Here is a 12,338-nt window from a genome sequence, read left to right as displayed (position 1 = left end):
GCGGGAACCGAAAAGCAACCTATTTATTTGCGGATTTGCGACAGTCCGACAGCCGCAGCGACTTCAACGACTATGATACATGTTCACAATGGGGTGGTCTAGATGAGCCTCCTCCGATACAGCCTGTGGCGACTCACGCAGGCCGTCCCCGTGCTCATCGGGATCATCACGATCACGTTCTTCCTCGCGAACCAGATTCCCGGCGACCCGGTCGAGATCATGCTCGGCCCCACGCCGGCGCAGGAACAGGTCGAGGCGATACGGGCGAAATACGGGCTCGACCGGCCGGCCCACGAGCGGTTCATCGCGTACCTCTCGGGCGTCGCGACCGGCGACCTCGGCACGAGCATCTACTACGACCGCCCGGTGCTGGAGATGATCCTTCTCCGGCTCCCGGTCACTATGCTGCTCATGCTGTCGGCGTTCGCGTTCGCCGTCGTCACGGCGATCCCGCTCGGCGTCATCTCCGCGAAGCGCCGCAACGAGCCGGCCGACCACATCTCCCGGTTCGTCTCGCTCATCGGCGTCTCGACGCCCTCGTTCTGGATCGGGCTGGTGCTGATCATCGTGTTCGCGTTCCACCTCGGGTGGTTCCCCGCTCGGGGGCTGGTGCTCCCGTGGGCGAACCCGGTGGACGTCCGCGGCGCCGCGACGCGGGTGGAGGTGCTCCGGCAGTCGGCCCACCACCTCTTCCTGCCGATGATCGCGCTCGGAACGCTCCAGATGGCGCAGATCACCCGGATCGAGCGCTCCTCGATGGTCGACTCGCTGCAGGGCGAGTACGTGAAGCTCGCGCGGGCGTACGGCGTCCCCGAGTCGACCATCGTGCGCAAGCACGCCTTCCAGGTGGCACAGCTCCCCGTGATCACCATCGTCGGCCTCGGCCTCTCGACGGCGCTCGGTGGCGCGGTGCTGACCGAGACGGTCTTCGAGATCCAGGGCATGGGCCGGCTGATCATCACGGCGATCAACAACCAGGACTACGAGCTGATCATGGGGACGACGTTCATGTTCGGCGTCGCGTACGTGGTGGGGGTCATCATCACGGACATCGCGTACGCCTACCTCGATCCCCGCGTGACTTACGGTGACGACTGATGGGTGCCACGAATCCAGACACGGACGACGCCAGCGCGGAGGGCGCCGACGAGCCCGCGGAGGGTGCCGGCGAGGTCGAGGCCCGCGTCGGGCTCAGATACACGCTCGCACAGGTCAAACGCGACACGACCGCCCGGATCGGGATCTACATCGTCGGCTTCATGACGGTCGTGGCGGCGTACGCCGCGGTCGACTACTACATCTTCGACTACGCGATCGCGGAGGCGATCATGTACAACCCCGAGACGGACCCCGAGGAGGTCCGCCGGCTCCTCCCGCCCATCGGCATGGAGAACCAGTTCGGGCAGGGCGTGCTCGAACACCCGCTCGGGACGGACCACCGCGGCCGCGACCTGCTGACTCGGCTGGTGTACGGCACTCGCGTGGCGATGACCGTCGGCTTCATGGCGACGAGCATCGGGCTCGTCGGCGGCACCCTCATCGGCGCGGTCTCCGGCTACTACGGCGGCTGGATCGACGACGTGCTCCAGCGCGTCACGGAGACCGTCTACGCCATCCCGTTCCTCGTGCTGGTCATCGCGTTCATGACCGCGTTCGGGCGCGACCTCCGGTTCGCGATGATCGGCGTCGGGATCACGGCGATCCCGGTGTTCAACCGCCTCATCCGGTCGCGGGTCGTCTCGATCCGCGAGGAGGACTACATCGAGGCCGCCCGCGCCGCGGGCGTGAAGGACCGCAACATCATCCTGCGCCACATCATCCCGAACAGCTTCGCGCCGGTGCTGGTGCAGGCGACCCTGCAGGTCGGCGTGAGCATCCTCATCGTCGCCGGCCTCTCGTTCCTCGGCTTCGGCGCGCAGCCGCCCACCCCCTCGTGGGGACAGATGCTGTCGGTGTCGCGGGGGTACATGCTCCCCGCACCGACGTTCAGCGTCTGGCCGGGGCTGGCCATTCTGATCACCGTCGTCGGCTTCAACATCCTCGGCGACGGCCTGCAGGACGCACTCGACCCACGGATCAACAACTGACATGACCGAACCACTACTCAGCGTCGAGAACCTCAAGACGCAGTTCTTCACGGAGGACGGCACGGTGCGTGCCGTCGACGGCATCTCCTTCGACGTCCACGAGGGCGAGATCGTCGGGCTCGTCGGCGAGTCCGGCGCGGGGAAGTCCGTCGCCACCTCCAGTATCCTGCGGCTCGTCGAGAGCCCGGGCGAGGTCGTCGACGGCGAGATCACCTTCAAGGGCGAGACCCTGTTCGGGCTCGAGGAAGGCCCGGACGGCGAGCCACAGCCCAGCGAGGAGATGCTCTCCGAGGAGGAGATGCGCGACGACATCCGCGGCAACGAGATCGCCATCATCTTCCAGGACCCCATGGAGTCGCTCAACCCCGTCTTCACCGTCGGGGGCCAGCTCCGGGAGTTCATCGAGCTGAACCGGGACCTCTCGACGAAGGAGGCCGAGCAGGAGGCGATCGACATGCTCCGGGAGGTCGGCATCCCGGACCCCGAGAACCGCTACGACGAGTACCCCCACCAGTTCTCCGGCGGGATGCGCCAGCGCGTGCTGATCGCGATGGCGCTCGCCTGCCAGCCGGACCTGATCATAGCGGACGAGCCGACGACCGCGCTCGACGTGACCGTCGAGGGGCAGATCCTCGAACTCGTCGAGGAGCTCCAGGAGAAGTACGGCACCTCCTTCATCTGGGTGACCCACGACATGAGCGTCGTCGCGGAGATCTGCGACCGCGTCAACGTCATGTACCTCGGGGAGATCATCGAGCAGGCGGACGTGGACGACCTGTTCTACGACACCAAACACCCGTACACGCAGGCGCTGCTCGACTCGATGCCCCGACCCGACGAGACGGTCGAGGAGCTGAACCCGATCAAGGGCGTCATGCCCGAAGCGATCAACCCGCCCTCCGGCTGTCGGTTCCACTCGCGGTGTCCGGAGGCGCGCGAGGTCTGTACGCGCGTCCACCCGGAGCCGCGGACCGTCGCCGAGGACGCGGTCGCGGACGCGGACGCGCCCACCGAGGCGGCGGTCGCGGACGCCGCCACCGAGGAGGGCGAGCGCCCGCACACGGTCGCGTGCGTGAAGTACGACGCCTTCGACGTGGGATACGACTCGAGCGAGCCCCTCGAGACGGAGGCGACCGGCGGCTTCAGCGCCGGCCTGACGGACACCGGAGGTGAGGCGGATGACTGACGAGCTGGCGTCGGCCGGCGACGTGGCCGAGGGCGAGCCGCTGGTCGAGGTGCGCAACCTCAAGAAGTACTTCGACAACGACAGCGGGCTCCTCGGCGGGGTCGACGTCTCGACGGAGTTCCCGTTCGTCGAGCGCAACCCCACCCACGTCCAGGCCGTCGAGGACGTGAGCTTCGACATCAAGAAGGGCGAGACGCTCGGGCTCGTCGGCGAGTCCGGCTGCGGGAAGTCCACGCTCGCGCGGACCGTCCTCCAGCTGCTGGAGTCGACCGACGGGGACATCTACTTCAAGGGCGAGGACCTCACCGAGCTGAGCGGCGAGGAGCTGCGGACCAAGCGGAAGGACATGCAGATGATCTTCCAGGACCCGCAGTCGTCGCTGGACCCGCGGATGAAGGTGGGCCCCATCGTCGAGGAGCCGATGAAGGCTCACGACATGCTCGACGAGGAGGGGCGCGAGGAGCGCGCCAAGGAACTGCTGGAGAAGGTCGGGCTCGACCCCCAGCACTACAACCGCTACCCGCACGCGTTCTCGGGCGGGCAGCGCCAGCGCGTCAACCTCGCGCGTGCGCTATCGGTCAACCCGGACTTCATCGTCTGCGACGAACCGGTCTCCGCGCTCGACGTCTCCATCCAGGCGCAGGTGCTCAACACGATGCGGGACCTGCAGGAGGAGTTCGACCTCACCTACCTGTTCATCGCGCACGACCTGAGCGTCATCCGCCACATCTCCGACCGCGTGGCCGTGATGTACCTCGGGCAGATGGTCGAACTCGCGGACAAGGAGGAGCTGTTCGAGAACCCCAGCCATCCCTACACGCAGGCGCTCCTCGACGCCATCCCCGCGCCGGATCCGCGGGCGGGCGGCCGCACGGCCGTGCTGAAAGGCGACGTGCCCTCGCCTATCGACCCGCCGTCCGGCTGTCGGTTCCGGACGCGGTGCCCGTCGCTGATCCAGCCCGAGGAGTACGACGTGGACGACGCGACGTGGCGCGACCTCGTCGAGTTCCAGCGCGCAGTGAAGCGCCGCGCGTTCGAGACGACGAACCGCGAGGAGCTCCGCCGGCGCTACTTCGACGGGGACGAGCCGGGCGGCGAGGCGGGCGACGTGCTCGCGGAGGCGCTCGGCCACATCTCCGTCGAGGAGTGGGACGAGGCCGAGGCCCTCCTCACCGAGTCGTTCGCGGAACAGAGCGTCTGCGCGACGGAGGAGCCGGCCTACGAGATCGATGCGGAGTACGGTGACAGCCGCCACTACGCGGCGTGTCACCTCCACCGCGACGACGCGACCGCCTCCGGCGGCGACGCCGGCGTCGGCGAGGGCGTCACGAGCGACGCGGCCGTCGACGAGACGGCCGAGCCGGCCGACTGAGTCGCCCTCGAGGGGGTTCCTGTCGCCAAGCCTTCGTCACTCGATCCGCACGGTCGTCGAGTCCTCGATCCGCGCTCGGCCGCCGTCGACCGACAGGAACGCGGTGACGGTGTGGTCACCCGGTGCGACCGGCTCGGCGCGGTCCAGCCCGGTAGCTTCGCTCCGCCGGATCGTCCCGTTCCACACGGCGGTCGCGGTCTTCGACTCGCCGGCGCGGAACGGGAACGTGAGCGGCGACGCGGAGACGTAGCGACGCTCGTCGGTCGCCTCCAGGAGTCCGTCGACCTCCCAGCCCCACCGCCGGCTGGTGGGCGTGGGGACCTCGACAGGCACCGGGAGCCGGTTCCGGAAGGTGACCGTGATCTCGACCGGGTCGCCGACCGCGTACGTGTCGCGGTCCGTCTCGACGGAGACGACGACCGCGCGCCGTGCGAGGCCGGTCGGGACGACCTTCGCGAGCGTCCGCGTCAGGTAGTTGGTCGTCTCGTCGAACCCGGTCCTGTCCGTCTCGTCGGTGTGGCGTTGCTGGACCATGGTCGGGAGTGCGGGTCGCCGGTCGACCGCGCGATGGTTGTTCCAGCTACCGGCTCCGAGGACTTTCGTCTGTCGGTTTTCGGGGCGGCGGTCGGGATCGGAACTCGGGGGCCTGACTCGGAAGGAGCGGACTCAGAGAGGACCGACGCCTCACGTCCCGCTTCGCCGTCGCCAGACGGTCTTCGCGTAGCCGACCCCGCCCCCGACGAACAGGCCGAAGAAGACGAACGCGGGCAGCAGCATGATCGCCTGCGTGATCGCGGTCGCGACGTAGCCGGCGAAGACCCACGTCGCGGCGACGAACTCGAACTGCGCCGAGACGGCGGCGGCGTACGTCAGGAACGACAGCAGGTAGACGCAGCCGCCGAGGACGCCCGCGAGCGGCGCGTCGACCCAGCCGGCGTCCGGTGCGGTTAGCACGGCCGCGACCGCGGGGCCGGCCATCCCGACCACGAAGACGGCGGGCCGCATTCCCGACGCGAAGCCGACGAACGCGAGCAGCGCGACCGCCTGCACCACCGCACCGTAGATCACGGGACGCCGAACGTGGTCGCGCAGCCGGCTACTCGCCGCGCGGCTGCGAACGACCGCAGGGAGGGTACTCACGGGCGTTTGTCTCGATGGAACGACAAAACGATTGCGGAGATGTGAGGCGGCGTTTAGCCGAGCCGACGTCGCGCAAAGACGAGCCCCTACGACCGACCTTCAGCGGTACTCGGCTCGGCGTGACGGGCGCATTCGCGACCTGGGTTAGGTGGCTTCCGAGAGGTGCTCGCGGATCGTCTCCTCGTCCAGCGCGTCGAGCACGCGGTCGGTGCCGACCGTCTCCACGAAGCGTTCGAGGCCGCGCTCGGCCAGTTCCTCGACCTCCTCGGGCGTCCGCCGCGTCTCGAACGCGCGGTCGATGTAGCGCTCGCGGCGCTCGCGGTGTTCGGGGGTGTCCGTCTCGCCCTCGGTCTCGTTGTCGAACCACTCGCGCCAGCGGTCGCGATCGGCCCACTCGCCCGAGAACTCCGCGTCCTGACGGAGCCAGTCGTAGTGGTCGACCACCTCGCCGGAGAATCCCGCCTCGCGCCGGCGGTCCGCGATCAGGCCGCGCGCGACGTGCGCGCCGTTGCCGGCGGCGACGACCGCCTGCGCGCTCCGGGCGTCCGCGGGCGAGGCGACGTAGAGCCCCGCCACGTCCGTCCGGCCGTCCGCGTCCGGGTAGGTCGGGTCGAAGCGCTCCTCCACCTCGCCGTGATGCTCCTGTTCCGTGAACATGTCGCCCTCGTCGAGCGGGCGCAGGTAGGAGCCGTCGTACCACGAGGCGGCCACGACGCTCTCGGCCGTGACGGTCGTGCCCGCGTCGGTCTCGACGGCGAACCCCTCCTCGGTCCGGTCGACGCGCTCCACCAGTTCCGCCTCGATGGTCGCGCCGGCCTCGCGGACGTGCTCGTCGAGGAGGTCGCGGAAGGCGTCGACCGGGATCCCGCCCGGGAAGCCGGGGTAGTTCTCCAGGTACGCACAGCGCGGGAGCGCCGCGTTGCCGCGGTCGAACACCAGCGTGTCGAGGCCGTACCGCGCGGTGAAGATGGCGGCCGCGCTGCCGGCCGGTCCGCCGCCAACGATCACCACGTCACGGTCGGCGGCGGACCCCTCCCGATCGCTCTCGGCTTCGGCGTCGCTCACGTCAGAACTCCCCGTTGACGATGGCGGCGACGCGGTCGCGGTCGAACAGTTCCTCGCCCCCGAACGCGTCGGGGTACAGCGCCTGCGCGGCGCGTTCGAGTTGGAACAGGTGGACGATCGGCCCCTGGTAGGTGACGCCGCCGTAGATGACGCGGTCGTTCTGTACCGCGGTCAGCTCGCTGGCCACGTCGTGCGACTCCAGGTGCGAGCGGATCTGCTCGTCGAAGTACTCCGGGGTGATCTCGCCCTGCAGGCGCACGGCGAGCGCGTCGGGATCGATCTCCAGCAGGGTCTCGTAGTCGATCGTCGCGCCGCCGGCCTGCGCGTCGGTGATCCCGTGGACCGCGAGCGCGTCGTCGACGCCGAGGTCGCGCCAGTGCTTGGACTGGGTCCCCTCGCCGATCAGGTACGGGTAGTACGACTCCGGCGGGACCTGCTCGGGGTAGACGACCGCCACGTCCGGGCGGTCCTCGGGGAGCCGCGACTCCACGTCCGCGATGACCTCGTCGTGGTAGGACGCGAACGCCTCGTACCGCTCGCGCTCCTGAAAGACTTCCGCGAGCTTCTCGAAGGCCTCGTAGAGGTCGTAGTACGGGTAGTCGTGCCAGTCGTAGACGTGGGAGAATATCGTGTTGCCGAGGAACGGCCCGACGTTCTCGTCGATCTCGGCGACCTCGTCGCGGCTCCACTGCAGCCGGTTGACCATGAAGTTCGGGTCGATGACGTGGACGTCCGCGTCGAGCTCGTAGAACGCCTCCTTGTCGGTGCCGTTCTGCCACAGCTCCACGAGCGACTCCTCGTCGACGGAGACGCCCGGCAGCTCCTCGTAGAGGTGCGACGCGAACCGCGCCTTCACGCCGACCGCCGCGAGCCCGTCCGCCTGCCCGAGCGCGACGCCCATGTCGGCGTAGTCGCCCGTGTACGGGAACCACGTCTCCGGGACCGACTCGAACGACACGGTCCCGACCGGCTCCATCGTCACGTCGTAGGCGGCCTCGTCTCCCCCCTCGCCGTCGGCCTCGGTCGCCGTCTGCGGCGTCTCGGTAGCGTCGGTCGCGGTCGGGTCCGCGGACTCCGTCCCCGCCGGTCCGTCACTGTCACCGGTGCAGCCCGCGAGTCCGCCGGTCGCGATGGCCCCGCCGTAGGCGAGGTACCGTCTGCGCGTCGGTCCGTCGGTGCTGTCGTCTGACGACATATGTTTTAGGCTTGCCTAAACGCCTATATCGGTTCCGATTCACGGAGAACCGTGGCGGAGCGCGGCCGGGAATCGGGCGCGCCGCCCGCGGGGCCGTCTCAGTCCTGCCAGTCCGGGTTCAGCCGCGGCGGCGAGAAGATGTCGTAGCCCTCGACGGGGACCTCCGTGTCGTTGCGCGCGGCGTGCGGCTCGCCGCCCGGGATGACGTAGGAGTCGCCCTCGTGGACCAGCAGTTCCTCGCCGTCGACGAGGAACGTGAGCGTGCTCTGCGTGATGACGCCCGCCTGCTCGTGCTCGTGGCTGTGGACGGGCACCTCCGCGCCGGGCGCGATCGTGAACCCCTGCACGCTCGTCTCCTCGCCGGCCGCCTCCTGCGTGAGGTGGACGCCAGGGACCGCCTCCACCGGCTCCGTCTCGTCCTCATGTACGATGTCCATACGGGTGGAGGGAGGCGGGACGTCATAAAGCTCCGGGCGCGAACGGGGACCCTACTGGTCCGGACCGCGCCAGTCGGAACGTCCCGGCAGCCTCTCTATGTAGCCTTTTTCTGTAACTGCCGTTGATCCTGCTGGTCTGGTCAGCAACGCCCGGAAAGCCCCAGTCGTCTCTCCCTACTACTGATCGGGATCTGGTGCAGGTGCTGCTGATCTTGACAGCAACATCCAGAAAGCCCCAGCCGGATCGATCAGGCTGCCCCTTTCAGTCCCACCCACCGCACCGCGACCGCACCGCAACCGCCCCGCGACCGCACAGCAGCCTCGCACCTCCCCAACCTCGGCCGCGGGCCGGCCGCGGAACAGCACCGCACCGCAGGCGGCCGGCCCGCGACCTCCCTCGCGCGGTCGCGGCGACACGCTCCGCGGTCGCCGCGGCGCGCGCCAACAGCACAGCACCGCGACCGCACCAGCACCGCGGCCGCACCAGCACCACCCTGCACACCGCCGCCGGCCCGCGAGGGCAGACCCACCGTAAGGTTCCGGTCCCGTGCACCGCGACCACCGGGGCTTTATCGGCGCGCGCCGAAGCCCGATCCGAACCGTGGCCTTCCTCGAGAACCTCCTGCTGGTGACGCTCGCGGGGCTCGTCACCGCGCTCGCGACCGGTCTCGGCGCGATCCCGTTCTTCTTCGTCCGGGACGTGAACAACCGGCTGAACGTCGTGCTCTGGGGGTTCTCCTCCGGGATCATGATCTCCGCGTCGCTGTTCGGCCTGATCCGGGAGGGGCTCGCGGAGGGGACGCCCGCGGAGATCGCCGTCGGCATGGCCGCGGGCGTCCTGCTCGTCGTGCTGGCCCACAACGTCATCACGAACGCGGAGGTCGACCCGCGTCAGTACGAGGAAGCGGACTTCAAGAAGCTGCTCCTGATCCTCGGCGTGCTCACGGTCCACAGCTTCCCGGAGGGGATCGCGGTCGGCGTCTCGTTCGCGGACCTGGGCATCGAGGGCGGGACCCCCATCGTCGGGTTCACCGTCCCGGTGCTCGCGGTGTTCATGACCGTCGCCATCTCGATCCACAACGTCCCGGAGGGGACCGCGATCTCCATCCCGCTGCGGGCGATGGGCGTCCCGCGCTGGAAGATGGTCTGGTGGGCGGTCTTCTCCAGCCTGCCTCAGCCGATCGGCGCGGCGATCGCGTTCACCTTCGTCCGCCTCGCGCGGGAAGTCCTCCCGTACGGCTTCGGGTTCGCCGCGGGCGCGATGATCTACCTCGTGCTCACGGAGTTCGTCCCGGAGGCGATGGAGCGCGGCGCGGAGCTTTCGAGCGGCGGCAAGCCCGAGTTCGTCGGCGGCGCGGTCGCCGGCGCGCTGCTGATGGTCCCGCTGAACTTCGTCTGACTCCGCCGACCACCGCCGGCCGACGGGACCACCGCCGAGCCGTCGGCCGGCGAGACAACCGTCGCCGCCCTCCCGAGGGTTGAAAGCCGTTGCCGCGAAACGTCCGTCCATGTACGCGGTCGTCGGCTGCAACGAGTGTGCGACCATGTGGCTCGTGACGGACCCCGAGACGAGCGAGACGGCCCAGTGCCCCCGATGCGGGAAGACCCACCGGACGGCGAAACTGAAGCGGTTCTTCGAGTCCGAGGACCGGACGGCCGCCCAGCAGGCCCGGTCGGCGCTGCTGGCCAAGAAACACGACGCCAGCGAGGCGTTCGCGGAGGTCGACCACGTCGCGGACCTGGAGGAGCGCGTCGACGAGGCGGGCGTCGGCGACGAGGAGTACCTGGAGGCGTCGGGGCTCGACACGGACGCGGTCGCGGCGGCCGGCGAGCGCGCGGAGCGCGGCGAGGGACGGTCGAGCGGTGACTCGCGCTCGCGGACGGAGATCGTCCGGAACGCCGTCGAGGAGGCCGAGGATCCGACCGCGGAGGCGGTCGTGGACCGCGCGAGCGAGCACGGCGTTCCCCCCGAGCGCGCTCGCGAGATCCTGGATCGACTCACGCGACGGGGCGAGCTCTCGGAGTCGCGCGGCCGCTACCGGGTGCTGTAGCAGGGGCGACGCTTCCGGACGGAGCGGTCGGCGGAGCCGCCCTGGACGAATCGGTCGGCGGCCCGGCTCCGAACAGACGCGCGGCACGCGTGCGTCTGACTCACGTTTATGCTCTGTCCGTGTGTATCGTTACCACGATGATCGGCGGGCGTCGGGCGCTGGCGCTTGCGGGCGCGGTCCTCGGAGCGGCGCTGCTCGGCGGGAGCGCGGCCGCGTTTTTGGATCCGGCGCCGACCGCGGTTTCGCTCGTCCGGTGGGCGCTCGCCGTCTGCGGCGTCGCCTTCCTCGCCGCGGCCGCCGCGTACGCGCGGGACGGGTACGGGATACAGGCCGGAACGCATCTGCTCGCCGGGGTGGGATTCGTCGTCGTCGCCGCCGTCCCGGAGGGCCTCGGCGCGCTGATCGGCCTGTCGTGTCTGGGGACGGGCGGGGTCCTGCTGGTGCGCGACGTGATCGGGCGGCGCATCCCCCGGTCGCGCACCGGACCGTCGGGTCGACGGTGAGGAACGCCGGCGCCGTCAGCGCCCGAGGTCCGCGTGCGCGGAGGAGAGGTGCCGCGAGCCGAGCGCCGACAGCAGGGAGAGTTCGCCCGCGAGCGCGCCGGTCGCGATTGCCTCCGCGAGCGCGTCCGCGTTCGCACCCGCCGGGTCGCCGCCGCCGCGGACGCCCAGGACCTCCAGCCCCTCGGCCTGCGTGGGGAGTTTCGTCCCCCCGCCGACGGTCCCGACCTCGAGGCTGGCCAGCGAGACGGAGACGTAGAGGTCGCCGTCGTCGGTCACCTCCGCCGTGGTGATGGCGTTCGCCCCCTCGACGACCTGCGCCTCGTCCTGGCCCGTCGCGAGGAACATCGCCGCCACCGCGTTGGCGACGTGCGCGTTGAAGCCGAGCGACCCGGCCTTCGCGGAGCCGACGAGGTTCTTCCGGGTGTTGATCTCCGCGACCGCGCCGGGCGTCGTGTGGAGTCGCTCCTCGACGACCTCTCGGGAGATCGTGGCGTCCGCGGTGACCGAGCGCCCCCGTCCCTCGACCGCGTTGACCGCGGCGGGCTTCTTGTCCGAACAGAGGTTGCCCGAGAGCGCGACCAGCGAGGCGCCGGTCTCCGCCTCCACCACGTCGCAGGCCTCGCCCGTGGCGATGGTGGCCATGTTCATCCCCATCGCGTCCTTCGTGTCGTAGCGGAACCGCAGGTAGACGTTGTTGCCGACGACGTACGGCGTCACGTCGAGCAGCTCGCCGTGGCTCGTGGTCGCCTCCGCCGCCTCGCGCAGGGCCGCCTCGTTGTCGCGGACCCACGAGACGAGCGCCTCGGCCTCGGCCACGTCCGCGACGCGGAAGACCGGCGCGCGCGTCATCCCCGACTTGGTGACGCGCGCGGTCGCGCCGCCGGCGGCGTTGATGACGGAGCAGCCGCGGTTGATCGAGGCGACCAGGGCCCCCTCGGTGGTCGCCATCGGGAGGTATCGCTCGCCCGAGAGCGCGCCGCCGTCGATCCGCACCGGCCCCGCGACGCCCAGCGGTACCTGCACCGCACCGACCATGTTCTCGATGTTGGGGTCGGCGTCGGCGGCGTCGAAGGCGTACGCGCCCGCCGTCTCGAGGTCGGCGCCGGACTGCTCGGCGACGATCAGGCGGCGGGCCGCGGTCGCGGTGTCGGCGTCCGCGTGCTCCTCCAGTTCGTGCAGGCGCAGGTCGCCCTCGCGCACGCGAGCGGCCAGGTCCTCGGCGGTGGTCATGCGCGAGTGTGGTTCCGGCGACCGTTAAGGCGTGTCGGTTCGCGGGACCGGTGCGGTGGCCCCTCCCGGTGT

General features: G+C 70.1%; 13 protein-coding genes. 7 read left to right on the top strand and 6 right to left on the bottom strand.

The features are described from left to right. Positions 1-165: 165 nt before the first annotated feature. From ACZ432_RS02945 to ACZ432_RS02930, 4 genes are read left to right on the top strand one after another with little or no spacing between them, the layout of a single operon-like run. Positions 166-1,098, top strand: coding sequence for an ABC transporter permease (locus tag ACZ432_RS02945; RefSeq protein ID WP_464378871.1), 933 nt, complete (start codon positions 166-168; stop codon positions 1,096-1,098). Next, complete coding sequence (locus ACZ432_RS02940; protein ID WP_426963088.1) at positions 1,098-2,087, top strand: ABC transporter permease; 990 nt, start codon at positions 1,098-1,100, stop codon at positions 2,085-2,087. The genes ACZ432_RS02945 and ACZ432_RS02940 overlap by 1 nt, the downstream gene beginning before the upstream one ends. Before the next feature lies 1 nt (position 2,088). Continuing rightward, the gene (locus tag ACZ432_RS02935; protein WP_426963087.1) at positions 2,089-3,273 is read left to right on the top strand and encodes an ABC transporter ATP-binding protein; all 1,185 of its coding nucleotides are present in this window, start codon (positions 2,089-2,091) and stop codon (positions 3,271-3,273) included. Next, positions 3,266-4,645 carry an ABC transporter ATP-binding protein gene (locus tag ACZ432_RS02930; protein ID WP_426963086.1) on the top strand — a complete coding sequence of 460 codons (1,380 nt, stop codon included), beginning with the start codon at positions 3,266-3,268 and terminating at the stop codon, positions 4,643-4,645. The genes ACZ432_RS02935 and ACZ432_RS02930 overlap by 8 nt, the downstream gene beginning before the upstream one ends. A gap of 36 nt (positions 4,646-4,681) precedes the next feature. Here the strand turns inward: ACZ432_RS02930 and ACZ432_RS02925 are convergent, their stop codons facing one another. From ACZ432_RS02925 to ACZ432_RS02905, 5 genes are all read right to left on the bottom strand, one after another. After that, positions 4,682-5,179: a hypothetical protein gene (locus ACZ432_RS02925; RefSeq protein WP_426963085.1), complete on the bottom strand. Its 498-nt coding sequence runs from the start codon at positions 5,177-5,179 to the stop codon at positions 4,682-4,684. Between the two features lie 150 nt (positions 5,180-5,329). Further along, positions 5,330-5,785: a hypothetical protein gene (locus ACZ432_RS02920; RefSeq protein WP_426963083.1), complete on the bottom strand. Its 456-nt coding sequence runs from the start codon at positions 5,783-5,785 to the stop codon at positions 5,330-5,332. 144 nt (positions 5,786-5,929) lie between these two features. Continuing rightward, a complete protein-coding gene (locus ACZ432_RS02915; RefSeq protein WP_426963082.1) occupies positions 5,930-6,850 on the bottom strand; it encodes an FAD-dependent oxidoreductase in 921 nt (306 codons plus the stop codon). A 1-nt stretch (position 6,851) separates the two neighbouring features. Next, positions 6,852-8,045, bottom strand: a complete 1,194-nt coding sequence (locus ACZ432_RS02910) for an ABC transporter substrate-binding protein (protein ID WP_426963081.1) — start codon at positions 8,043-8,045, stop codon at positions 6,852-6,854. Positions 8,046-8,143: 98 nt separating this feature from the next. Further along, a complete protein-coding gene (locus ACZ432_RS02905) occupies positions 8,144-8,482 on the bottom strand; it encodes a cupin domain-containing protein (protein WP_426963080.1) in 339 nt (112 codons plus the stop codon). Between the two features lie 601 nt (positions 8,483-9,083). Between ACZ432_RS02905 and ACZ432_RS02900 the strand changes: the two genes are divergently transcribed. The 3 genes from ACZ432_RS02900 to ACZ432_RS02890 all read left to right on the top strand — a co-directional run bounded on the left by ACZ432_RS02900 (position 9,084) and on the right by ACZ432_RS02890 (position 11,036). Continuing rightward, positions 9,084-9,881, top strand: coding sequence for a ZIP family metal transporter (locus ACZ432_RS02900; RefSeq protein ID WP_426963079.1), 798 nt, complete (start codon positions 9,084-9,086; stop codon positions 9,879-9,881). A 109-nt stretch (positions 9,882-9,990) separates the two neighbouring features. After that, the gene (locus ACZ432_RS02895; protein ID WP_426963078.1) at positions 9,991-10,533 is read left to right on the top strand and encodes a DUF5817 domain-containing protein; all 543 of its coding nucleotides are present in this window, start codon (positions 9,991-9,993) and stop codon (positions 10,531-10,533) included. Between the two features lie 137 nt (positions 10,534-10,670). Further along, complete coding sequence (locus ACZ432_RS02890) at positions 10,671-11,036, top strand: hypothetical protein (protein ID WP_426963077.1); 366 nt, start codon at positions 10,671-10,673, stop codon at positions 11,034-11,036. A 15-nt stretch (positions 11,037-11,051) separates the two neighbouring features. On the opposite strand, the gene hmgA is transcribed toward ACZ432_RS02890, so the two are convergent. Next, on the bottom strand, positions 11,052-12,266 hold the full coding sequence (gene hmgA, locus ACZ432_RS02885; RefSeq protein WP_426963076.1) for a hydroxymethylglutaryl-CoA reductase (NADPH): 1,215 nt from the start codon (positions 12,264-12,266) through the stop codon (positions 11,052-11,054). Positions 12,267-12,338: the final 72 nt, after the last annotated feature.

This window comes from Haloparvum alkalitolerans, assembly GCF_055381565.1.
The sequence above is the reverse complement of the archived record's forward strand: the minus strand, read 5'-3'. Positions and strand labels throughout refer to the sequence as shown.

Coding starts and splice junctions, on each gene's coding strand:
- ACZ432_RS02905 (WP_426963080.1), bottom strand. CDS start 8,482: ATGGACATCGTACATGAGGACGAGACGGAGCCGGTGGAGGCGGTCCCT.
- ACZ432_RS02910 (WP_426963081.1), bottom strand. CDS start 8,045: ATGTCGTCAGACGACAGCACCGACGGACCGACGCGCAGACGGTACCTC.
- ACZ432_RS02890 (WP_426963077.1), top strand. CDS start 10,671: ATGATCGGCGGGCGTCGGGCGCTGGCGCTTGCGGGCGCGGTCCTCGGA.
- ACZ432_RS02895 (WP_426963078.1), top strand. CDS start 9,991: ATGTACGCGGTCGTCGGCTGCAACGAGTGTGCGACCATGTGGCTCGTG.
- ACZ432_RS02930 (WP_426963086.1), top strand. CDS start 3,266: ATGACTGACGAGCTGGCGTCGGCCGGCGACGTGGCCGAGGGCGAGCCG.
- hmgA (WP_426963076.1), bottom strand. CDS start 12,266: ATGACCACCGCCGAGGACCTGGCCGCTCGCGTGCGCGAGGGCGACCTG.
- ACZ432_RS02935 (WP_426963087.1), top strand. CDS start 2,089: ATGACCGAACCACTACTCAGCGTCGAGAACCTCAAGACGCAGTTCTTC.
- ACZ432_RS02940 (WP_426963088.1), top strand. CDS start 1,098: ATGGGTGCCACGAATCCAGACACGGACGACGCCAGCGCGGAGGGCGCC.
- ACZ432_RS02925 (WP_426963085.1), bottom strand. CDS start 5,179: ATGGTCCAGCAACGCCACACCGACGAGACGGACAGGACCGGGTTCGAC.